The following is a 22,267-nucleotide window of genomic DNA, read 5'->3' as shown; positions in this document are numbered from 1 at the left end:
TACTCTTAAACTTATATGCCCCAAAACAACAAAATTCCAAAATGTTACCCGTAATATTAAACCTCCCAAAATTTATTGATTGGCCGCCCCCTAAAAACATTCAGGGGGCAGGCAACCAATTCAAGTTAAATGGTTAGACATTCAGGTATTCATCACGTTCATAGTCGAATACCTGTATTCTGTAAGCGTCCCACTCAGCCCTTTTGATGTTGTAGAACTGATTGAATACTTTTTCACCAAGAGCGTTTTTGATAACGTCATTTTCCTCAAGTGCATGGTATGCTTCCCATAAGCTTGTAGGCAAACTGGAAATTCCTTTCTCAGCAATTTCATCTTCTGAAAATGCAAAGAGGTTTTCTTCGGTAGGTTCACCAGGATCAATCTTGTTGTCCATACCGTCCAGACCTGCTTCAAGCAGTACTGCAAATGCAAGATATGGATTACATGAAGGGTCAGCGGACCTGCATTCGATTCTTGTACCTAATCCACGGGATGCAGGAATCCTTAACAGAGTTGATCTGTTTTTGAAACCGTAAGCGATGTAGCATGGTGCTTCATAGCCCGGTACGAGACGTTTGTATGAGTTTACTGTTGGAGAGAGTATTGATGATAATGCAGGAGCATGTTTCAGCAGTCCTCCTATGAAGTACAGTGCCTCTTGAGAAATCTGGGTTTCGGTGTCAGGGTCATAGAAAATGTTTTCCCCGTCCTTGAAAAGACTTTGGTTACAGTGCATTCCGCTACCGTTGATTCCTAAAAACGGTTTTGGCATGAATGTTGCCTTGAAGCCCAAATTATTTACCAGTGCTTTGACAGCTTCCTTGAATGTTATTACTGCATCTGCTGTTTTTAAAGCGTCTGCATATTTGAAGTCAACTTCATGCTGGCCTGCTGCAACTTCGTGGTGGCTTACTTCAACATCAAAGTCAAGTTTTTCAAGACCCAGTACGATTTCCCTTCTGATATCTGTACCCTGGTCCAATGGTTCCACGTCAAAGTACTCCGCCTCATCGGCAGGTATGTAATTTCCGTTTTCATCTTCGGTTATGATAAAGAATTCCGGTTCGGGACCCATATTGAATTGGTATCCTCTTTTTTCTGCCAATTGCAGGGATTTTTTGAGAACTCCCCTTGGGTCTCCGTCATATGGTTTTCCTTCGGTTGTGAAAATATCACATATGAATCGACTGGTACCTTTTGATTCAGGTCTCCATGGAATTGTTGAGAATGTGTTGATATCAGGTTTTGCAAGAAGGTCACTGTCATTGATTGAAGCCAGACCTGCTACTGAGGATCCGTCAAACAATAATCCGTCATTTACTATGTCTTCAACATCATCCGCCTTTTTAAGAGGTACTGCCATGCTTTTTGGCAATCCATGAATATCTGAAAACTGCAATTTCAAAAATTTTATATCGTTTGCATCGATTGTCTTTATAATCTGGTCTAATTTTTTATCTTTTGCTGACATTTTTTCACATCATTTCACTGCATTGCCCACTTGTTGAATAATATGGAAAGTGGCAAACCATTTTGACTAAATGAATTTAATTAAATACACAGTCGGAAGGAAACTTCCTTCCGACTAATAATATATCATTAAGAATATATAAATGTTTTGAAAATAATCGAAAAATGTAAACTAAAGCATGCATCAGAGACTAACGGCAGGTATTTTTTACATTAAAGAAAGTAAAAAAATGTTACATAAATTAGCGATGACTAACGCCGAATTAATTAAAAACAAGTAATAAAAAATAAAATCACTTCACCAAAGAGGTGAAGCGCCTAATGAAAAAACTAAAAATATATAAAATCATCTTTTGACTGTTAAGCAGTTCTTAACAACACAACCATTATAGCGGGTTTTGATTGTATATTTGCCTACTTTAAGATTTTTCGGAATATTGAAAGTTGCAATTCCTTTTGAATTTGTCTTTACAGTGTAGGTCTTGCCCTTGAGTGTTATCTTGATATTTTTCTTTTGAAGTGACTTGCCGTTAAGCTTGACCAGCCTTACAGTGAATTTTGAGGATTTCTTATATTTCTTTGAGACATCCTTTGTCTTGAAGAGCGGCTTGACAGTTACCTTATGCTTGGAGGTAACGTTGCCAGCATACGCCTTTACGACATATTTTCCAGACTGAGCTTTAAATTTGAAGCTTGCATAACCGTTTTCATTGGTTTGAGTCATGATTTTCTTGCCGTTGAAAATAAATGTGACTTTTATGCCCTTGCCGACTGAATCACCGACAGGATTGAGAACCCTAACCCAATATACATTTTTGGTGGAATAGAAAACATTAACATCCTTGCCTATAATTGAATCTGGTGTTACTCTGGTCTTTTTAACAAAATTGATGAAATCTATGAATTCCTTGGAATTCTTTCCATCACATGTGCCGTTTTGAACATCATCGCCAAATGTTGCTGGAGGGGCCTTTGGCTGCGGATTGTATTTATCCATAAAAGCCTTAGGGTCTTTAGAAAATTCCTCCCACCAAGAATCAAATCCTGAAGGCTTTAAAATCGGGTAAGTATCCTGAGCCGGATTTGCGCCTGAAGCATTATTTCTCAAGTCAGTACCATTACCTACATGAAATTCAACGCTGAAATCATTATCACCATGACTTTTATTTGAGGGGATATGAACCACATTTCCGTTTTCATCCAATGCCCATTCACCAATATCAAAATTAAAATCGTCTGAGATATTTTCCGCCTCTGAAATGGAATGATTCTCAGAAGAATAAGTCAAATCTGTTGAATTATCCTCTGCAAAAACAGCAGATGTGCTTAAAATCAAAAGTACAGAAAATAAAAAAATTACCTTAATCAATTTACCATTCATAAATATCATATATATTTTACTCATTGAGACATATAAAATTTATGTACCATCCCATATTATTTATTATCATATGATGATTTGATGAGTTGAGGGTATTTTAAGAATTTATTGAACTTTTCCGGATTGTAGGAGACTGAGAATTCTTGCACAATAAGATTAAAAAATAAACAATGACCTATACATTATGCAAGAATTAAGTGGAACCTCCCTACTTTTCTAAATTTCATCATCCAATAAGAAATCAATGATGTTTTTATGTTTAATTCCATCCCGAGACATGTCAAATTCATCCATGCTTAAAACATAAGCATCATACTTATCCGGAACATCCATTAACGGTGAAAATTCTCTTTCAATTGTTTCGGAAGAAGATAAAATATATGCTACTTGAACATATATCTTATTGTCATGTTTTTCACAAACAAAATCTATTTCCTTATTACGAATCTTTCCAATTTTTACAGAATAACCCCTTCTAACTAATTCGTTGAAAACAACATTTTCCAAAATCCTGCCTAACCAGTTATTGTTATTGTCAACCAATGCATGGTGGAAACCTTGATCTGTCAAATAATATTTTTCTTCAGTTTTTAGTATTTTTTTACCCAAAATATCCTGACGTCTTACCATTTTGCAGAATAATGAGTCTTTAAGATAATCCGTGAAATTTGAGATAGTATTACGTGTTGTTCTTTTATTTTCACTTTTTAGATAATTTGTAATACTGGTTTTAGAGAAAGTTTGTCCAGTAGAATTCATTAGATAATGTGAAAAACGTTTAAATAAATCAATTTCATTTATAGTATATCTTGAGAGAATATCATGAACAATTATTGAATCATAAATGTCTTGAAGAGCATTGATTTTTGTATCATCATCTCTTATTGCAAGCAAACCAGGCATACCCCCAAATAACAGATATTCATTAAATTGTTTTTTAATGAATTCCCCATCTAATTTTATTTTATCAATTTCCCTGCGGTATTGCAATACCTCTTTAAATGAAAATGGATACAAACTGATTTTAATATATCTTCCAGCAAGAAGGGTAGCCAATTCATTTGACAATAGTTTTGAATTGGATCCGGTAATGTAAATATCACAATCAAATGAAGCCCTATAAGAATTGATGGATTTTTCCCAGGATTCAACCTGTTGAATTTCATCAAAAAGAAGATATATTTTGCCTTCAATGTTGCTTGTTAGATTTAATACAGTTTCATCTAACTGTTCGGATGTGAAAATATTTTTATATTCAACCAATTCAAATGAGATATAAATAATATTCTCTTTTTTTATACCTTGATTTTGAAGCTCTTCAATTATGCTTTTAAGTAAAGAAGTTTTGCCGCATCTTCGAAGCCCTACAATAACCTTAATGAAATCCGTTCCAAAAAGATTTCGAATTTGATTTAAATACAACTCCCGTTTAATCATTTAAACACACCCATATAACATTATATCAAATACAATATTTAATGCTTTCTATATAGAGCATTATTAAATTTTTTAATATATACTGCTTTATATACAAATCATTATTATAAAATTTTAATATTATTGATTTCCAAAAGAAGCATAAATAAAACTATACTATAAAATTTATTTATTATCTAAAAATATTATAAAATTTTTTGAAGTGCAACAATGCACAAAAACACACCCAATAATCAAAAATAGCTTAAAATAAAGAAGAATTAATAATTTATAAATAGAAATATCTAAAAATTTTATAATACTAAATAAAACCTGAATAAATTAAAAAAAGAAAAAATAAACCGGGAAATCTATTTTTATCCTCAAAAAGTTCATATTGCACTTCAGGATTATTTTCTGATGGCATTTAAATCAACTTTTCTGGTGCCAGTATAATCCCCATTTTCAAAAAGTCTGATTCTTTCATTATAGTAATCTGCTTCTTCATCACTTAATTCTTCAAAATACATTTTTTCATACGCCTCGATTAATCTAGCTATAATGTCATTATACATTTCAGATTTTAAACCTAAATGAAATAGCTTTATGTGAATTTCTTCACTACACGTATTGTTTTCAAAAACTCTATACTAATTTTCCCAAATAGCGTGAAGCTTTCGGAGATATTTCAATTAATTTTTTAACTACTTCAGCAGATGAAGCCTCATCAAAGCTTTCTCCTTCAAGTGCATGACCAATCTCATCCAATTCTCCATCAGACAGGGAATATACATATTCCTGCACTTTTTTATATGCTTCATTATCATAGCTAAGTTCTTCACGAACCATTTTATCATAAAATTTTAAGAATTTTTTAGAGCAATCCTCTTTAATAGCCTGAGCGGCTACCTGACCGGCACACTTTCCACCAATCATGCCCGGAACAATTCCTTCACCTGTTAATGGGTTTACCTGACCTGCTGCATCCCCGACAACCATAATATTGTCGTCATAAATTTTTTCGATCATTCCCCCGGCGGGATCTCCTCCGACATTTAATTCAACAGCCTGAGCATTTTTTAAGTATGGAGACTTGGCGACAAAATCATCAAGGTATTCTTTAGCTGTTTTTTCTGCTTTGTGTGAAAAAAGCCCTAAACCGACATTTGCGATGTCATCCCCTTTAGGGAAAATCCATGCGTATCCTCCAGGAGCACATGACCCAAAATAAAATTCAATGAAACCCTGTTTTTCAAATTCAACATTGCACATTTCGTATTGTACACAGGACCCCATTTCTTTTGCTTTTGCAGCAGGTCTAAGACCTGCCCATCTTGCGACATGCCCTTCAACACCGTCAGCTGCAACCAATATTTTACATTTGAAATCCTGTTTTTTACCCATGGATTCTGTTTCAACAATAAAACCGTTTTCAATTTTTTCAATACAGGTTACTAAAGTTTTAATTCTGATTTCGGCACCTGCTCTTGCGGCATCCATAGCCATGTGTTTATCGAATACTTTTCTTTCAAGGACACAATCTGCTTCGGAAGGATTTGTTTGATCTTTTGGTAACCAGAGGTCTGTTCCATCCGGTGTTTGAATTCTTATACCCCAAATTATTTTGGCAATCCAAAGAGGGGAAAGTTCGATTCCTAATTTTTCCAGACCTTTAACAGGCACATCTTCAGCACATCTTTTCGGTGAACCTATTTCAGATTTTTTATCCATTAAAATAACTTTTGCTCCACCTAATGCAGCGTGTTTTGCTGCGCTGGAACCTGCAGGTCCGGAACCAACAACTATTACATCAGTTTCAATCATATAATCATTCCTCTTTTTCTAAAGCGTCAATAGGGCATGCTTTAATGCATGTATCACAATCCTTACAGTCGTCATCGTTAAAGACTAATGACTATTCTCTAACTTGAATCAAATTTCTAGGACATACTCCTGCACATTCTCCGCAGAATGAGCACCAATCCTTAACTATCATAAAAATCTCCTTAGTACCAAATAATAGTTAAAAATCAGTATTTTGTAATATTTAAAAGTTTGTTAAAAATAGCTAAAAATATTATAAAAGAAGAGTCAGTAAAAAAAGAAAAAATAAACAAGGAAATCTATACGATTCCTTGTGCGGGAATTTGGTGATACCGCCCTACTTTAAAACAAAATTAATCCAATCTAAATGGATAGGTTCCAGTTTTCTCAAATTCCAATTCTAACCATCTTTTAAGTATTGGTTCAGATAGATGGTACGAATTATTTTCCAAAATCACTAATTCTTGGTGTTGGAGATTAACTAAAGGTTTACTAATAGAACCAGTAGTAACATTTAGTGTCTTTGCAATTTCATTTCTTTTTAAAGGTCCATCAATTAAAGAAATTATAATGTATTGCTCACGCAGTGTTAATTTATCCCACATTACAATTAGGTGAGTGTTAATAACCTTAATCTTATCTTCAAATTCAGATTTTACCAAATTTTCATCCAGTTCCATATCCTTTGGAAGCAATGTTGCAAAAATATTCACATATGCAGGAATTCCCGAAGTGCATTTATAGAACCTGTCAAATCCATCATCACTGAATTTTAGATTTGGAGCTTCTTGTGTTAAATAGGATTTTACTGTTTCCTTACTAAATGGAGAAATATTAATTGTAAGCATTCTGCCTCCAAAAGCACCTCTTTGACTTGCGATTTCAGAAATCAATTCATCTTGCATACTCATTGATCCGGAAAAAACATATGAAATATAATTTTGATTTTGTATATAACTTCTTAATTTCCATAAAAATGATTCCTTGTAATCATCTAATTCCTTAATAATTTGGAATTCATCTATGAAAATTAACACTCCTTTTATTTTATTGGAATTTTTTTCATGAACCTTTTCAGGCAATGTTAAAACAAAATCCATTAGTTTTTCAACATTGGTTTCACTGTCAAAAATAGGCATTGGAAACTTATCAAGTTGAATGAAATCTTTGATTTTAAAATCATTAACTTTAAAGTATTTCTCTATTTTCTTATCCAAAGTGTTTAAATTCTTATTTTTTGCTTCAATTAGAAATTCTTTAAAGAAAAATTCTAGTAGTCCCACTACAGACATGTTTCTTTTTTGATAACATTCCGCCTTAGAGAAATTGATATACGCCACCAAATAATCGTCATCCAATTCTTTTTTAATTTTTTTAAGAAATACTGTTTTTCCAACACCTCTAAGACCAGTTAACAAAATTTGCGGTGCATTCCCATTAGATGTTGTATTTAAAAGGCTTTTAAGATTGTCTATTTCTGCAACCCTATTGTAAAATTCATCTTCACGAAGATTTTCTCTAGTTCCCCACGGTATCATATTTACACCTTACTTATTATGTATCATTAAATAACATATAAAGTTATTTATTAAGAGAATAAGTATTCACTAGTGAAATAATTATAAAAATTATTCACTAAGAGAATAAGTATTTAATATTAGAATAAAACTTGAAGTTATTCTAATAAAGAATATATATTGAAAAATAATGAAATTTTTGGAAGTGTGATTTTGCACAAAAACACACTAAATAATAACCCTAGAAAAACACTCTAAAATAAATTAATCTACTAAACCAATGTTAATTTTAAATAAATATGCTAAAAAATAAGTTATAAATTAAATAAAGATCAAAAAATTTAAAAAAAAGAAAAAATAAACAAAGAAATCTATACGATTCCTTGTGCGTTCATAGCGTCAACAACTTTCTTGAATCCTGCAATGTTTGCTCCTGCAACATAGTTTTTGTCCATGTCGTATTCAGCAGCAGCTTCTGCAACATTTGCAAAGATAGTTTCCATAATGTTTTGAAGTTTGCCGTCAACTTCTTCGAAAGACCAGGATAATCTTTCGGAGTTTTGTGACATTTCAAGAGCGGAAGTAGCTACTCCACCAGCGTTGGAAGCTTTACCAGGTGCGAATAATACGCCATTTTCCTGTAAGTATTCGGTTGCTTCGATTGTGGTTGGCATGTTTGCTCCTTCAGCAACTGCAACAATACCGTTTTCAACTAATGCTTTAGCATCTTCTAATTGCAATTCGTTTTGGGTAGCACATGGAAGAGCGATGTCAGCTTTAACGGTCCATACACCTTTACCTTCGTGGTATTCAGCAGATGGTCTTGCTTCTGCGTATGCAGTTAATCTTTCTCTTCTTACTTCTTTGACTTCTTTTAATAATTCAACGTCGATTCCTTCAGGGTCGTAAATCCAACCGGTTGAATCGGAACAGGTTACAGGTTTACCGCCTAATTGTTGAGCTTTTTCGATTGCGTAAATAGCTACGTTACCTGCACCGGATACGAGGATGGTTTTTCCTGCGATATCGATGTCGTTTGCTTTTAACATAGCGTTTGTGAAGTATAATAATCCGTATCCGGTAGCTTCAGTTCTTGCTAAAGATCCACCGAATGATAATCCTTTACCAGTTAATACTCCTTCGTATAATCCTCTGATTCTTTTGTATTGACCGAATAAGAAACCAATTTCGCGACCGCCTACTCCAATATCTCCAGCAGGAACATCGGTATCAGCACCAATGTATTTGCATAACTCGGTCATGAAAGATTGACAGAATGCCATGATTTCTCTGTCTGATTTTCCTTTAGGATCAAAGTCGGATCCACCTTTACCTCCGCCGATTGGAAGTCCGGTCAAGGAGTTTTTGAAAATTTGTTCGAAACCTAAGAATTTGATAATACCGACATTTACAGATGGGTGGAAACGTAATCCGCCTTTGTAAGGTCCGATTGCACTGTTGAACTGTACTCTGTATCCGGTGTTTACTTGTACTTGTCCGTTGTCGTCAATCCATGGGACACGGAATTTGAGTTGTCTTTCCGGATTGGTTAATCTTTCAAGAAGTGCATTTTTTCTGTATTCTTCTTCGTTTTCTTCAATTACTACCCTTAAGGATTCCAATACTTCGCGTACTGCTTGGTGGAATTCAGGTTCTGAAGGGTTTTGTTCAATTATGGTTTCTATTACTTCATCTACGTATGACAAAAATATTCCTCCAATTTTATTTGGATATATCATTAAAGTTTTAACAATATAATTTATTATTTGAACTTTCTAGTATTTAAATATTTTTCAATTTTTAATTAAATATTAGTAATATTATTCATTAAAATTAATGATTATCTTAAACAAATTATACAAAATTACAAAATTATTGTTTATTTAAATATTTCTTTTCATATATTGATTTAAAATGTCTAATTAAAATTGAAAATTTTATACAAAGTCGGAAAACACCTTCCAACCAAAAATTTCCGAAGGTCCAGAAAAATCAAGTGTACAACATACACCGACTTAAACACCGAAAACCCGAACAAAAGGCCGTATAACAATATAATAATTAAACAAAATAATATAGATTTTCAAAAAGCATATTCATTTATATGCAATAATTGACAAAGTAACCTATAACGTATAGTGAAATTTAAAATTAGGTATACAAAATAATAAAAATGGTGATATTATGGCATGCGAAAGGATTACACGAAGCCAGTACGAAACATTGAAAAGCAACTATATGGCAAAAAACAGGACAATGTACTCACTCTATATGGAGCTTAACAATGAAGTGGAAATTACAAAACATCTGTTTTTCCAGCTAATAAACAAAATACGCCACGAAGAGGGCTTAACACCCTATTACATTTAAAAAAAAAGAGAGAATTTGGAAAAATCTTTTCCAAACTAGTATTCAACATGATACCTTAATATTGCAGCTATTCCACCGAAAGCCCTGAACAGTTGCATACCTTCATCAGTTTCAGTGGAAATGAACTCAACATTGGTACTCATTTCTTCAGCCTTTTCAACAAAGTAATCCGCCAAATCAGCAGATTCTTCTTCTTTTAAAAGCTCATTACAGTTAGGACATCTTTCTTCGATTTTGTCAGCTTCAGACTGTGTCTTGACTGTGAACTCCTTGGAGGTTCCGCAGTTAGGACATACGAATTTCTTGCGCATTGCAGTTAAGTCTTCAGACAAAAGAAGTGTGTCAACCGCACCGATTGTAAGATTTGTTCTGACCTCATCCTCACCGTAGGAAGCAAGCCCTTTATCTTTGGTGAGCTCACCTAAAAATTTCTGAACTATTTCCTTTTCATGGATAACGTCAAGGTCGCTCAGTACAGGAGCTGACTTTTCAATCACTTCACGGATACCGAAATCTCCGGTATAAGATATGTCCTCGATGGTCAGGATTTTCTGCTTGAGCTCGTAGTTGAGGTAATCTCCTTCTGCAAAATCGCTTTTGGTAAAACCAGGCCCTCCAATGATGATTCCTTTCAAATCATCCTTGAGAGGCAAGAAGTCATCGTTCATGTGATCTCCGATACGTTTTAAAAACTCGTGAGCAGCCTGTTCGATAACACGGTCAAACCTTCTCTGGGATTGCCCTCCCGCCTTGTGCTTTCCAGGAACCCCACTGGTAATGTGGGTAAGGATATTGATTTTTTTACCTTTCATTGATGCGATGGTAGCTTCCCTTCTGTCGATTACAGCCACACCGTAGGTATCCCTTTCCTCGATCATGTATTCGAGAGGTTCCAGGAAGAACTCGTTGTTACATTTGTACCAGTATGTTGTAATTGGTTCAGGCGGTTCCAAAACGTAGGTTTCCATCTTTTCTGTACCCGGACCGCCTTTAGGAATCATTCCGACAAACAGCACAAGTCCATGTTCAGGAGGCTGTTTGTATAAGCGTATACGTTGCAGTATAACTTCGATAGCAGACTGTACATTTTTCTTTGTTTGTTTACTCTTGATGTTCGCACTCTGACCAAGCTCATCTCTCATGTGCTTACCAACATCACTTAACTGTTTGTCAGGTGGAATATAAACGGAAACAAGCTCTGTACCTCTGCCTTTTTTCTGTGCCAATTCTTTTAATACTTTTTTGAATTCGTATAATTCTTTTGATGATACTTCAGCCATGTTACCCCTATAAAAATTAAGTTAATATAATAGTAATAATTATCTTTTTAATACTATAAATAACTAATGAAAAAATAGCTATTTTGACAGGATTTCGTCACCGAATTTTTCAAATAAAATCAAATCCCCATCAGATATTGTTGCCACCTCACACAAATCCATGCCGGTTATTTCCAAAATCCTGCGGGCAAGATGGACGTAGGTATCGGGATAGTCATTGTATCCGAAGATGTGCCATATGACATCGCCTTCAAAAACCATTTCAAGGTACCAGTCATAGCCTTCAAGATCATCCGGGTCCCTTTCATGTGACTTTCTGTGATAGTCATCAAAAATCCACATGTAGACATGATAATCATGTAAAAGGTCCAAAATAAGTTTCTCATCATTTAAAGTAAGATTCTTTTCAATGTATCCCTCGACAGCACCTTTTTCCATATTTACAATCAGTCTAGGATGGGGAATGTCATAGGGATATGTTCTGTAGTGGCCGAACTCAATTGATTTAAGTAAAAGCCTTTCGCCGTTTATATACACCCCATCGGGAAGGATTTCATGAAAAAGAGGTGTTGCAAGCTGTGCCTGGTAATTGAGGTGGAGCACGTCAAAGCCGAAGCATTCCATTAAAATATCGCCGAAAGCTTCCCATTTTTCGGGAAAGTTGTTTTTAAAGCTGTACTCCCCGTAGCCGTCTGTTGAATAGACAATCACATTGCAGGAATAGACAAGTTCAATCTTTTCGAAATATTTGAACTTCTCGCTTTCAAAATCATCAAAAAGCCCCAGGCTTTCATATTCATGCATAAGCCTGCCCATCTTTTCAGGGCCCGGCCTGTAAATCCTGCTGGTCATTTTGCGTCGAAGATCAGCCAGAATGTGTGTCCATGTATCATCGCATAGCGGATTTTCGCTTAAAAATTTGTCGCCGCTTCCACGTTCGGAAATCTTATAGTAGGCGTTGCCGTTTAGAAAATCAATGGTGAAACATTCATAATGTCTGTTTAGGCGCTTGAAATTGAACCTTTGAGTGATTTCTATTTTTTCAATCATTACATATTATATAATTTACAATATAAATAAAATTAATTAAAAAAGTTTATAAACATATTACTATTAATTAATTAGTAGTGATAGTATGGTTTTAAGAAGATGCCCTCAGTGCGGTTCAACAAGTGACGATGCATACGGATTCTGTATCAAGTGCGGTCGTGAATTTCCAAAAATTGAAGTTTCAAAAAATTCATGTCCTTTATGCGGTTTTCAAAATCCTAACGAAGCGGATTTCTGTGTAAAATGCGGAACACCACTGGTTTTCAAAAATAATGTGGAAAACGGTAATGTAGTTCAGCCTATCGTCATCAACCGTCCAGATGAACAGGTAATGCCCCCTGTACAAAACAGAATCGAAACTGATGGAAATGAACCGATAACCACATTTCAAAAGATTCTGGTATTTTTCGGATATCTCTTCTCAATTTTAGGGGGAATCCTGGGAGTAATCATTGGAATCTATCTTTCAACCAGGAAAAATCCGAGCCTTAAAAGACACGGCCACATCCAGCTTGCAATATTCGGATTCTATGTGGTTATTATTGCAATACTCTTTTTAACAGGAAACATACCTACAGAGGCATTTACAAACTACACCCAGCTAATCGGCGGTAATTTTACCGGAATTTAATTTTATATACATCAATATGGCACCATCACCGTTTTCGTAATATCCCGGAACTGTCCTGTCTATTTTGAAATTGAAGCTTTTATAAAATTCCACGGCACCTACATTGTTTTCATTCACTTCAAGGTATATGGTGTTCAGGTTAAGAAGTGACAGGATGGCGATGGCCTTGACCAAAAGCTTTGTTCCAGCACCCTTGCGGCGGTAGTTTTTATCAACAGCTATGGAAATGATATGGCCCTGATATTCATATTTAATCCAGAATATGACGTATCCTATGACATATCCTTCATCTTCAGCCACCAGAAAACCTACACCCATATCGTAGAGCTGCTGAAACATGTCTATACCATAGGACTGGTTGAAAGACATGTTTTCTATTTCAAAAACCCTCTTTAAATCTGTGGGAACAAACTTTCGAATTATCATACTAACATAAAATATTAAAAACAAATTATTTAATAGTTTGTATGGAGTAATATAGAAACGAGGTAAAAAAAATGTGGCAAGATTTTAAGGATTACATTTTAGATGAAATCGGTGAAAAGCCAACGAAAATAGCTGAAATCGGAGTGGGCAAGTTTTCCATGATTGCAGATGAACTGGAAAAAAAGGAAAACATCACCCTTATAAAAACGGATATTAATCCTGCAGATGCATCCGTCATCAGGGACGACATCACAGATCCAGATATGGAGCTCTACGAAGGCACTGACATCATATATTCAATCAGGCCTCCAAGCGAACTTCAGCCATACATCGTAAGTCTTGCCCGAAAAATCGGCTCACAGCTTATCATCAAGCCGCTTACAAACGAAGATTTAAATACTCCCAGAGTTAAAATGAAATTAAAAAATTACAAAAAAGCAAGTTTTTACATTTTAAAGTGATTATATGGATTACTCACTAGAAACCGGATTAACAGCAAATGAAGTCATTGAAAGGCAGAAAAAATATGGTTTAAACAAGCTTGACGAAAAGAAACCTACTCCCTTGGCGATATTATTCTTAAGCCAGTTTGCAGACATTCTGATTGGCCTTCTTTTGATAGCTGCAGTTGCGGCATATGCCATTGGAGACGTTATCGATGCAGGAGTTATTGTCCTGGCTGTGCTTTTGAATGTCATAATGGGATTCATTCAGGAATACCGTTCAAGAAAAGCTATGGAAAGCCTTAAAAACCTTATGGTAAACACTGCAGTGGTGAAAAGAGACGGGACAATCCAGGAAATCAACTCCGAAGATTTGACCATTGGCGACATTGTGATTTTAGAGGAAGGTGTAAAGTCACCTGCAGATTTAAGGCTGATTGAATGCAATGATTTGAGCTGTGATGAGTCTTCACTTACCGGAGAGTCCGAAGCAATAAGAAAAGACATTGACGATAAGGTTTATATGGATTCAAATATCCTTGCAGGTAACGGAGTTGCCGTTGTCGAAAGCATAGGGATGAAAACTGAAATCGGTAAAATCGCAGAAATCGTTCAGGAGGAAGACGAGGACACTCCTTTAAAGGAAAAGGTGGGAAATCTCGGAAAGACCCTGTCACTTATTGCAATTGCGGTTTGTATAATAATATTTTTTATGGAACTTCTAAAGGGAATTCCTCTTGTTGAAACTTTCATGACTGCAGTTTCACTGGCTGTTGCAGCAATCCCTGAAGGTCTTCCTGCAGTCCTTACACTGACACTTGCACTTGGAATGTCACAGATGGCAAAATCAGATGCACTTGTAAGAAAACTCCTATCAGTTGAAACACTTGGATCATGTACAATCATCTGCAGTGATAAGACCGGAACACTTACAGAAAACAGAATGACTGTTGTTGACAGCTTTTATACCAACAAAAAGACAACACTGGAAATAGGAAAGCTGTGCAACAATGCAACACTTCACAATGGAGAAGTAATAGGTGACCAGACCGACGGGGCGATTTTAAAGCACTGCAAAGATTCTGAAATCTCACTTGAAAGGGTTGATGAAATCCCCCTTGACAGCAATCGTAAAATGATGAGCACTATACATAGACTGGACGGTGAAAAAACATTGGTCTTGACAAAAGGTGCTCCGGAAATAATTCTAGGCAAATGCAAATATATAGATTATGATGGAAATGTCAAAATAATTGATGATAAAAGCAAGGAAATCATACTTAAAAAAATTGATGAAATGAGTGACAATGCACTGAGAGTAATCGGATTTGCATACAAGCTCAATGATGAAGATGACCCTGAAGAGAATCTGACCTTTACAGGACTTCTCGGACTGATAGATCCTCCTAAAAAAGATGCCAGACAGGCAGTAAGCGACTGTATAAATGCAGGAATACAGGTTAAGATGATAACCGGAGACTATTTAAAGACTGCATGTGCAATCGCAAGGGATCTGGGAATACTTACAACAGGAAGAGCCATAACAGGCGAAGAGCTTGAAAGGATGAGCCTTGAAGAATACCACAAAATAGCCGATGAAATTCAGGTCTATGCAAGAGTTAAGCCTACACAAAAAATGAAGATTGTTGAAGCCCTTAAAGACAAAGGAAATGTAGTTGCAATGACCGGGGACGGAGTAAACGATGCGCCTGCACTTAAAAAGGCATCAATAGGAGTTGCAATGGGTGACGGAACAGACGTTGCCAAGGAATCCGCAGACATGATTCTTCAAAACAATGACTTTTCAACAATCGTGAAGGCGGTAAGGGAAGGACGTAAGATTTACGACAACATAAAAAGGTTCGTCAAGTTTCAGGTATCCACAAACGTCGGAGCGATACTTACAATTGTTGGAACATCACTGCTGACACTACCATTACCGTTCAATCCTGTACAGTTACTGTGGCTCAATATAGTTATGGATGGACCTCCTGCACAGACATTGGGTATTGAAGGAGCTGAAAGAGACGTCATGAACAGACCTCCTGAAACAGGAGACATCCTTACAAGAAAAACACTTCTTGAAATACTTCTTACAGGTCTTGTGATGGCCGTCGGTACAATAATAGTGTTCTTCTGGCAAATGAGTGTCGCCACCGAACAGAAGGCGATGACAGTTGCATTCACCCTATTTGTGATGTACCAGCTTTTCAATGCATATAACAGAAAGGCAAATTCCGAACAGTCAAGCAAGTTTCTCTACATTGCAATACTGATTTCATTCGCTCTGCAGCTGCTGATCATATACATCCCGCAACTTCAGGTGATATTCAGAACAACATCAATAGGCCTGATTGACTGGGCAGTCATTGTAATAGTGGCTTTCACCATTATCATATCTGAAAAAGTAATGAACAGGGTGATAAAATGAAGATATTTCTACTGGGCGGAACCAAGGATTCCATAAACATCATACAGCACATCAAGGAAAACTATGATGCCTATATTATGACTACAACCACCACAGAATACGGTGCAAGACTTGCAATGGAAGGGGGAAGCGACGATACCATAGCACGACCACTTCCGAAAGATGAGATTATAAAGATTCTGACCGATGAGGGCTTTGACATTCTCATTGATGCAACCCATCCATTTGCAGCCCACATCACACAGACAAGTGCCGGCATAGCAAGGGAACTTAAAATACCGTATATACGCTTTGAAAGACCTATCACCAACCTTGAAAACATTGACACATCACATATCCATTACGTAAATTCATTTGACGATGCAGGAAAACTTATAGCCGGCAAATTCAGTCAAGGAAATGTGCTGCATTTTGCAGGAGCCAACACCATGGCGGACATCGTGAAATATGTTCCGGTTGAAAGGTTCTATCCGCGCATCCTGAAAGTCGAAAACTCAATCAGAAAATGCGACGAGCTTGGAATAGATTCAAGCCACATCATCCCGATGACAGGTGCCGCAACACTTGAAGAAAACATTGATTTAATCGAAAAGTATGATGCAAGTGTAATGATAACAAAGGAAAGCGGAGAAATCGGAGGAGTCGTTGAAAAAATAGAAGCCGCCAATCAAAAGGATATTGCCATCATCATGATACAGCGTCCGGAAATAGAATTGTTAGAAAAAGATGACATCGTCAATGATTTAACAGAAATGGACAAAAAAATAAAAAGTTTTTAAAAAAAGTAGATATAAAAGTAAAACGCCGAGACTGGGATTTGAACCCAGGCGAGGATGACCTCACAGGATTTCAAGTCCTGCGCCTTACCAGACTAGACTATCTCGGCATATGAAAAGGAATATTTAGAAGGATTCTAAATATTTATCCTTTAAGTTCAATTTCGATACTTACATTATCAGGAACGTTGACTTTCATAACTTGTCTCATAGCACGTTCATCAGCTCCAATACCGATTAAACGTTTATGAATTCTGAGTTCCCATTTTTCCCAAGAAGCTTTACCTTCTCCATCCGGAGATTTTCTTGTAGGTACTACTAATTTTTTAGTAGGTAATGGAATAGGACCAGATAAGTCGACACCAGTTCTTTCAGCAATTTTTTTAAGTTGATCACAAACGTATGCTAATTTTTCTGGGTCTGTTCCAGTAAGTTTAATTCTTGCTTGATTCATTTATTAGCCTCCAAAAAACAAAAAATAAAGAAAGTAAAAATTACTTTCTAATTATTGTTTACAAACCTATTGCTCGGTGATTTTAAGACATAAACCTGCAGCAACAGTTTGACCCATATCCCTAATAGCGAATCTACCCATAGGTGGAATGTTTTTAGCTTCTTCTAATACCATAGGTTTGGTAGGTCTGATTTCTACGATAGCTGCATCACCAGTTTTGATGAAATCAGGGTTTTTAGCTTCAGGTTGACCAGTAGCTGGGTCAAGTTTTGCGGTTAATTCAATGAAAGTACATGCAGTTTGTGAAGTGTGGCAGTGGAATACAGGAGTGTATCCAACGGTAATAACACCAGGGTGTTGTAATACAACAACTTGTGCGGAGAATTGTTTAGCTACAGTAGGAGCATCGGAAGTGTGTCCTGCTACGTCTCCTCTTCTGATATCGTTTTTACCTACACCTCTTACGTTGAATCCGATGTTGTCACCAGGTTCAGCAACTTCAAATTGTTCGTGGTGCATTTCGATGGATTTAACTTCACCGGAAGCTCCGTTAACAGTTGTGGATGGTAAGAAGATAACGTTGTCTCCTTTTTTCAATATACCAGTTTCAACTCTTCCTACAGGTACGGTACCTACACCGGTAATGGAGTAAACGTCTTGAATAGGAATTCTTAAAGGTAAGTCGGTTGGTTTTTCAGGAGCGGTTAAAGCGTCTAAAGCTTCGATTAATGTAGGTCCTTTGTACCAAGGAGTGTTGGATGAAGCTTCTACAATGTTGTCTCCTTCAAATGCAGATAATGGGATGAAAGTTACAGTGGAAGGGTCTCTTCCGATGGATTTGAGTAATACAGAAACGTCTTCTTTTACTTCGTTGAATCTGTCTTCGCTGTAGTCTTCCATATCCATTTTGTTAATACCGATAATAATTTGTTTAATACCTAAAGTCATGGATAAGAACATGTGTTCTTTGGTTTGAGGCATTACACCGTCGTTAGCTGCTACTACTAATACAGCTGCGTCTGCTTGGGATGCACCAGTGATCATGTTTTTAACGAAGTCTCTGTGTCCTGGGCAGTCTACTACAGTGTAGTCGTATTTTTTAGTGGAGAATTTTTGGTGAGCTAAGTCAATGGTTACTCCTCTTTCTTGTTCTTCTTTGGTAGTATCCATAATGAATCTGAATTTGTCTTCTCCGGAAGCTAATTGTTGTTCGTTGATAGTACCAGCTTTAACTAATAAGTTTCCAACTAAAGTGGATTTTCCGTGGTCAACGTGTCCGATAAATGCTAAGTTAAGATGTTCTTTTTCTTTTGCCATTATAATAACCTCTTTTGTAATTATTAACAAACATATCTATAAGCCTAAATGTTAGCTTAATAAAGTATTATATTTTTCAACATATAAAAAGATATGTTTTTTTAGTGAATTTTTAATAAAAATATAAAAAAATATAAAAATTAAAAAATTTTAATTTTATAAATCACCTAAGTAGTGGCTTGCAGGGAATGGTTCTGCGGATAAGCCTTTCCTTTGTCTGATTTCTCTTACGATTTGGTTTTGCATTTCACGTGGAAGTGGTTCAAATCCTGCGATTTCAGTAGACCATAAACATCTACCTTCTGCTGCGGATCTGATGTCACCAGCGAAACCAAACATTTCAGCTACAGGAACTTTGGATTCGATTCTTGCCATGTCTCCTTCTTGACCCATGTTTACGATTTGACCTCTTCTGTTTTGGATTTCACGAGTACATGCACCCATGTAATCATTAGGAGTGTCAATAACTACTTTTTGCATTGGTTCAAGTAATGAAGGTTCAGCAAGCATCATGGAACCTAAGATTGCATTTCTGATAGCAGGTAATACTTGTGCTGGACCTCTGTGAACTGCGTCTTCGTGAAGTTTTGCATCGTGGAGTTTGAATTTTAATCCCATGGAAATTTCGTTTCCTAAAGGACCGTTTTCTAATGCGGATTCAAATCCTTCAAGTAAAAGTTCTTTTACTTCATCCAAGTATTGGATACCACGAGTCATGTTGAGGAATATGCTTCTGTTGTGTACAGACCATACTCTTCTAGCTTCTTCTTTATCTAAACCATGTTCCATGAAGTCGTTTGCAGATTCTTTACCTTTAACTCTTCCTTCTTTAATGTCTCCTTCTTGAATTGCAGCGTAGAGTTCTGGTTCAATAGGTTCAACAGTAATGTAGAATCTGTTGTGTTTGTTAGGAGATTTACCTTCAACTTGTGGAGAGAGTTTTCTTACGGTTTCTCTGTATACAACAATAGGTTCGGATGTGGTAATGTCTACACCTTTATCTTTAATTCTGTAACCGATAACTTCTAAGTGAAGCTCACCCATACCGGAAACTAAGTGTTCACCGGTTTCTTCGTTAATATCGATTTTAACGGTAGGGTCTTCTTTACCAGTTTGTCTTAATACTTCAATCAATTTTGGTAAGTCTTTGGTATTTTTAGCTTCTACAGCTACGGTAACTACAGGTTCTGAAATGTGTTCTAAACCTTCGAACTCTTTGATTTTGTCTTCAGGTGAACATAAGGTTTCACCAGCAATAGCTCCTTTTGCACCTGCAACATATACAATGTTACCAGCAGGAACTTTGTCAGTGTTAACTCTTTCAGGACCGAAGTATACACCTACTTGCTGTACTCTGGATTTACCGTGAGAACCTACGAGGTATACTTCTGTACCTTTTTCAATGGATCCTCCGTAAACCCTACCTGTTGCGATTTCACCAGCGTGTTTGTCTACGGATACGTTGGTAACCATTACAGCTAAAGGTCCGTCAGGAGCGGTGGTGACCATACATTGGCCAGCAGGAGATTCGATGTCTCCGTCCCATATGTTAGGTACTCTGTATACTTGAGCTTCTTTAGGTGAAGGTAAGTGTTCTACTACCATACCTAATAATACATCAGATAAAGGTACTTTTTGAGCTAATTCTTTTTCATTATCAGCATTACAATAATCAATGATGTCTTTAAAGTTGATTCCAGTTTCTTGCATAGTTGGAACGTTGATAGCCCAGTTGTGGTATGCTGAACCGAAAGCTACACTACCATCAGTAAAGTCTAATTTCCATTCTTCTTTTTTCTCTTCAGGAGCCATGTTTTTGATTAATTTGTTAGCTTCCATGAAGATTTTTAAGAATCTGTTTTGTAACTCTTCAGGTTCTAATTTTAACTCGTTGATTAATCTGTCAACTTTGTTAATGAATAAAACTGGTTTTACGTTTTCTTTTAAAGCTTGTCTGAATACGGTTTCGGTTTGAGGCATGATACCTTCTACAGCACAAACAACAACTACTGCACCGTCTACAGCTCTCATTGCACGAGTTACGTCCCCACCAAAGTCAACGTGACCAGGAGTATCGATTAAGTTGATTAAATACTCACTGTCTTTGTAGTCGTGTACCATAGATACGTTAGCTGCATCAATGGTAATACCACGTGCTTGTTCTTGTTCGTCGAAATCCAAGAATCTTTGGTCTCCAGCAAGTTCTTCGGAAATCATTCCTGCACCTGCGAGGAGGTTATCAGATAAAGTGGTTTTACCGTGATCGATGTGAGCACAGATACCAATGTTTCTGATTTGTTCAGGTTCGTACATTAACTCTTTGATTTTTGCAATCATTTTGTCTCTTCTACTCAAAATAACCACCTAAGATATAAACATAATATGATTAGTGTGCTGCTTTAGCAACTCTTTCTTTCTCTTCAGCTTTTTGTAAAGCGAAACTTCTTGAATCTTCTTCAGAAGCAAGAATTAATTCATCAGCTAAACATTCAGCAACAGATTTTCTGTTTTTGAATGAAGATTGTAAAGTACCTCTAGTCAAGAAACCTAATGAAAGGTCAACTCTTCTTTGTGGAGAAATGTCAACTGCTACTTGGTATCCGATACCACCGTATTTGATACGAGTTGTTTCTTCACGAGGTGCAGTGTTTTCAACTGCAGTAACTAAAACTTGAACAGGATTCTTTTTAGTCCTTTTATTAATGATTTCTAAAGCATCTTTTACAATGTTGTAAGCCATGTTTTTCTTACCTGAGTTGAGATGAGTTCTCATGATTTTGTTCATTAATCTTTCAATGATTGATACTTTAGATTTTGCGAATTGTCTTTTTACGTGTCTACCAGAAGTATGTGGAACTAAAGTTTCATCTAAGCAGATATATTTGACTAAACCCAAGTCCTCAACTTTTACTTCATCGAGATCCCATTTTCCGAATAATTTACTCATAAATATAACCACCTTATCTTACAGGTTTTTCTATTTTTCCACTTACCATTTCTGATAAAGCTACGTTGTTAACTTTGGAAACTTTCCAACGGACTCCAGGAATATCACCCATGGATCTTCCGGATGGTCCACCGATTCCTTCAATCATAACTTCATCGTGTTCATCGATAAATCCGATAGCTCCGTCACCTGGTGCGAAAGCAGTTAATTGTTTACCGTTTTTAATTAATTGAACACGTACACATTTACGGATAGCAGAGTTTGGTTGTTTTGCTTCTATCCCTACTTTTTCGATTACAATACCTCTAGCTTGAGGAGCTCCTTCGAGAGGATCTGCTTTAACGTCTAATCTTAAAGCTCTTCTTTTGTAATCTACATCTTTCCACTTAAAATTTTGTCTATTTTTTTTAAGTTTTTTTGCAGCAAAAAGTCCTGGCATATTTTTTCCTCTAAATCTTTTTGTTAAGCGTATCTGAGAATCCACCGCTGCGATTTATACTATAGACTAATAGTACAATCTAAATTCTAAGATAC

General features: G+C 36.1%; 20 protein-coding genes, 1 tRNA gene and 1 pseudogene. 5 read left to right on the top strand and 17 right to left on the bottom strand.

Annotated features, from left to right (window positions below):
• Positions 1-133 precede the first annotated feature (133 nt).
• The 8 genes and pseudogenes from glnA to gdhA all read right to left on the bottom strand — a co-directional run bounded on the left by glnA (position 134) and on the right by gdhA (position 9,314).
• Positions 134-1,471, bottom strand: a complete 1,338-nt coding sequence (gene glnA / locus E7Z81_RS03180; protein ID WP_292744121.1) for a type I glutamate--ammonia ligase — start codon at positions 1,469-1,471, stop codon at positions 134-136.
• 345 nt (positions 1,472-1,816) lie between these two features.
• Complete coding sequence (locus tag E7Z81_RS03175; RefSeq protein WP_292744118.1) at positions 1,817-2,860, bottom strand: hypothetical protein; 1,044 nt, start codon at positions 2,858-2,860, stop codon at positions 1,817-1,819.
• A gap of 207 nt (positions 2,861-3,067) precedes the next feature.
• Positions 3,068-4,288: an ATP-binding protein gene (locus tag E7Z81_RS03170; RefSeq protein ID WP_292739394.1), complete on the bottom strand. Its 1,221-nt coding sequence runs from the start codon at positions 4,286-4,288 to the stop codon at positions 3,068-3,070.
• A gap of 389 nt (positions 4,289-4,677) precedes the next feature.
• Positions 4,678-4,842: a hypothetical protein gene (locus E7Z81_RS03165; protein WP_292744116.1), complete on the bottom strand. Its 165-nt coding sequence runs from the start codon at positions 4,840-4,842 to the stop codon at positions 4,678-4,680.
• A gap of 70 nt (positions 4,843-4,912) precedes the next feature.
• Positions 4,913-6,091 carry an NAD(P)/FAD-dependent oxidoreductase gene (locus E7Z81_RS03160; protein ID WP_292744113.1) on the bottom strand — a complete coding sequence of 393 codons (1,179 nt, stop codon included), beginning with the start codon at positions 6,089-6,091 and terminating at the stop codon, positions 4,913-4,915.
• 4 nt (positions 6,092-6,095) lie between these two features.
• Positions 6,096-6,263: pseudogene (locus E7Z81_RS03155) on the bottom strand (4Fe-4S binding protein).
• A 181-nt stretch (positions 6,264-6,444) separates the two neighbouring features.
• Positions 6,445-7,629, bottom strand: a complete 1,185-nt coding sequence (locus E7Z81_RS03150; protein WP_292739385.1) for an ATP-binding protein — start codon at positions 7,627-7,629, stop codon at positions 6,445-6,447.
• A gap of 350 nt (positions 7,630-7,979) precedes the next feature.
• Positions 7,980-9,314, bottom strand: coding sequence for an NADP-specific glutamate dehydrogenase (gene gdhA, locus E7Z81_RS03145; RefSeq protein WP_292744110.1), 1,335 nt, complete (start codon positions 9,312-9,314; stop codon positions 7,980-7,982).
• A gap of 478 nt (positions 9,315-9,792) precedes the next feature.
• Here gdhA and E7Z81_RS03140 point away from each other — a divergent pair, with 478 nt between their 5' ends.
• A complete protein-coding gene (locus E7Z81_RS03140; protein WP_292744107.1) occupies positions 9,793-9,978 on the top strand; it encodes a hypothetical protein in 186 nt (61 codons plus the stop codon).
• A 35-nt stretch (positions 9,979-10,013) separates the two neighbouring features.
• On the opposite strand, the gene prf1 is transcribed toward E7Z81_RS03140, so the two are convergent.
• Positions 10,014-11,258, bottom strand: a complete 1,245-nt coding sequence (gene prf1, locus E7Z81_RS03135) for a peptide chain release factor aRF-1 (protein ID WP_292744105.1) — start codon at positions 11,256-11,258, stop codon at positions 10,014-10,016.
• Between the two features lie 78 nt (positions 11,259-11,336).
• Positions 11,337-12,308: a hypothetical protein gene (locus tag E7Z81_RS03130; protein WP_292744103.1), complete on the bottom strand. Its 972-nt coding sequence runs from the start codon at positions 12,306-12,308 to the stop codon at positions 11,337-11,339.
• Between the two features lie 85 nt (positions 12,309-12,393).
• Here E7Z81_RS03130 and E7Z81_RS03125 point away from each other — a divergent pair, with 85 nt between their 5' ends.
• Complete coding sequence (locus E7Z81_RS03125) at positions 12,394-12,939, top strand: zinc ribbon domain-containing protein (RefSeq protein WP_292744101.1); 546 nt, start codon at positions 12,394-12,396, stop codon at positions 12,937-12,939.
• Here the strand turns inward: E7Z81_RS03125 and rimI are convergent.
• Positions 12,910-13,365 (bottom strand): ribosomal protein S18-alanine N-acetyltransferase, encoded by a 456-nt coding sequence (rimI, locus tag E7Z81_RS03120; RefSeq protein WP_292744098.1) that lies wholly within the window; start codon positions 13,363-13,365, stop codon positions 12,910-12,912. The two genes, E7Z81_RS03125 and rimI, sit on opposite strands and share 30 nt — an antisense overlap.
• 71 nt (positions 13,366-13,436) lie before the next feature.
• Here rimI and E7Z81_RS03115 point away from each other — a divergent pair, with 71 nt between their 5' ends.
• From E7Z81_RS03115 to cobK, 3 genes are read left to right on the top strand one after another with little or no spacing between them, the layout of a single operon-like run.
• The gene (locus tag E7Z81_RS03115; protein WP_292744096.1) at positions 13,437-13,826 is read left to right on the top strand and encodes a UPF0146 family protein; all 390 of its coding nucleotides are present in this window, start codon (positions 13,437-13,439) and stop codon (positions 13,824-13,826) included.
• A gap of 4 nt (positions 13,827-13,830) precedes the next feature.
• The gene (locus tag E7Z81_RS03110; protein WP_292744094.1) at positions 13,831-16,239 is read left to right on the top strand and encodes a calcium-translocating P-type ATPase, PMCA-type; all 2,409 of its coding nucleotides are present in this window, start codon (positions 13,831-13,833) and stop codon (positions 16,237-16,239) included.
• Entirely contained in the window at positions 16,236-17,018 is a 783-nt protein-coding gene (gene cobK, locus E7Z81_RS03105; RefSeq protein ID WP_292744091.1) for a precorrin-6A reductase, read from the top strand. Before E7Z81_RS03110 ends, cobK begins: the two co-directional genes overlap by 4 nt.
• Before the next feature lie 23 nt (positions 17,019-17,041).
• On the opposite strand, the gene E7Z81_RS03100 is transcribed toward cobK, so the two are convergent.
• The 6 genes from E7Z81_RS03100 to E7Z81_RS03075 form a co-directional block, all read right to left on the bottom strand.
• Positions 17,042-17,125, bottom strand: a tRNA-Ser gene (locus E7Z81_RS03100).
• Positions 17,126-17,160: 35 nt separating this feature from the next.
• Positions 17,161-17,469: a 30S ribosomal protein S10 gene (gene rpsJ, locus E7Z81_RS03095; protein WP_042691424.1), complete on the bottom strand. Its 309-nt coding sequence runs from the start codon at positions 17,467-17,469 to the stop codon at positions 17,161-17,163.
• Between the two features lie 66 nt (positions 17,470-17,535).
• A complete protein-coding gene (gene tuf / locus E7Z81_RS03090) occupies positions 17,536-18,786 on the bottom strand; it encodes a translation elongation factor EF-1 subunit alpha (protein ID WP_292744089.1) in 1,251 nt (416 codons plus the stop codon).
• Between the two features lie 156 nt (positions 18,787-18,942).
• Positions 18,943-21,141: an elongation factor EF-2 gene (locus tag E7Z81_RS03085; RefSeq protein WP_292744087.1), complete on the bottom strand. Its 2,199-nt coding sequence runs from the start codon at positions 21,139-21,141 to the stop codon at positions 18,943-18,945.
• Positions 21,142-21,172: 31 nt separating this feature from the next.
• Positions 21,173-21,733 carry a 30S ribosomal protein S7 gene (locus tag E7Z81_RS03080; RefSeq protein ID WP_292744085.1) on the bottom strand — a complete coding sequence of 187 codons (561 nt, stop codon included), beginning with the start codon at positions 21,731-21,733 and terminating at the stop codon, positions 21,173-21,175.
• 13 nt (positions 21,734-21,746) lie between these two features.
• Positions 21,747-22,172 (bottom strand): 30S ribosomal protein S12, encoded by a 426-nt coding sequence (locus E7Z81_RS03075; protein WP_067044341.1) that lies wholly within the window; start codon positions 22,170-22,172, stop codon positions 21,747-21,749.
• Positions 22,173-22,267: the final 95 nt, after the last annotated feature.

The organism is Methanobrevibacter sp. (assembly GCF_015062935.1).
Classification (GTDB): domain Archaea; phylum Methanobacteriota; class Methanobacteria; order Methanobacteriales; family Methanobacteriaceae; genus Methanocatella.
The sequence above is the reverse complement of the archived record's forward strand: the minus strand, read 5'-3'. Positions and strand labels throughout refer to the sequence as shown.

What these genes read in the sequence shown, in the direction of transcription:
- glnA (WP_292744121.1), bottom strand. Translation starts at nt 1,471, where the DNA reads ATGTCAGCAAAAGATAAAAAATTAGACCAGATTATAAAGACAATCGAT.
- E7Z81_RS03175 (WP_292744118.1), bottom strand. Translation starts at nt 2,860, where the DNA reads ATGATATTTATGAATGGTAAATTGATTAAGGTAATTTTTTTATTTTCT.
- E7Z81_RS03170 (WP_292739394.1), bottom strand. Translation starts at nt 4,288, where the DNA reads ATGATTAAACGGGAGTTGTATTTAAATCAAATTCGAAATCTTTTTGGA.
- E7Z81_RS03165 (WP_292744116.1), bottom strand. Translation starts at nt 4,842, where the DNA reads ATGTATAATGACATTATAGCTAGATTAATCGAGGCGTATGAAAAAATG.
- E7Z81_RS03160 (WP_292744113.1), bottom strand. Translation starts at nt 6,091, where the DNA reads ATGATTGAAACTGATGTAATAGTTGTTGGTTCCGGACCTGCAGGTTCC.
- E7Z81_RS03150 (WP_292739385.1), bottom strand. Translation starts at nt 7,629, where the DNA reads ATGATACCGTGGGGAACTAGAGAAAATCTTCGTGAAGATGAATTTTAC.
- E7Z81_RS03140 (WP_292744107.1), top strand. Translation starts at nt 9,793, where the DNA reads ATGGCATGCGAAAGGATTACACGAAGCCAGTACGAAACATTGAAAAGC.
- prf1 (WP_292744105.1), bottom strand. Translation starts at nt 11,258, where the DNA reads ATGGCTGAAGTATCATCAAAAGAATTATACGAATTCAAAAAAGTATTA.
- E7Z81_RS03130 (WP_292744103.1), bottom strand. Translation starts at nt 12,308, where the DNA reads ATGATTGAAAAAATAGAAATCACTCAAAGGTTCAATTTCAAGCGCCTA.
- E7Z81_RS03125 (WP_292744101.1), top strand. Translation starts at nt 12,394, where the DNA reads ATGGTTTTAAGAAGATGCCCTCAGTGCGGTTCAACAAGTGACGATGCA.
- rimI (WP_292744098.1), bottom strand. Translation starts at nt 13,365, where the DNA reads ATGATAATTCGAAAGTTTGTTCCCACAGATTTAAAGAGGGTTTTTGAA.
- E7Z81_RS03115 (WP_292744096.1), top strand. Translation starts at nt 13,437, where the DNA reads ATGTGGCAAGATTTTAAGGATTACATTTTAGATGAAATCGGTGAAAAG.
- E7Z81_RS03110 (WP_292744094.1), top strand. Translation starts at nt 13,831, where the DNA reads ATGGATTACTCACTAGAAACCGGATTAACAGCAAATGAAGTCATTGAA.
- cobK (WP_292744091.1), top strand. Translation starts at nt 16,236, where the DNA reads ATGAAGATATTTCTACTGGGCGGAACCAAGGATTCCATAAACATCATA.
- rpsJ (WP_042691424.1), bottom strand. Translation starts at nt 17,469, where the DNA reads ATGAATCAAGCAAGAATTAAACTTACTGGAACAGACCCAGAAAAATTA.
- tuf (WP_292744089.1), bottom strand. Translation starts at nt 18,786, where the DNA reads ATGGCAAAAGAAAAAGAACATCTTAACTTAGCATTTATCGGACACGTT.
- E7Z81_RS03080 (WP_292744085.1), bottom strand. Translation starts at nt 21,733, where the DNA reads ATGAGTAAATTATTCGGAAAATGGGATCTCGATGAAGTAAAAGTTGAG.
- E7Z81_RS03075 (WP_067044341.1), bottom strand. Translation starts at nt 22,172, where the DNA reads ATGCCAGGACTTTTTGCTGCAAAAAAACTTAAAAAAAATAGACAAAAT.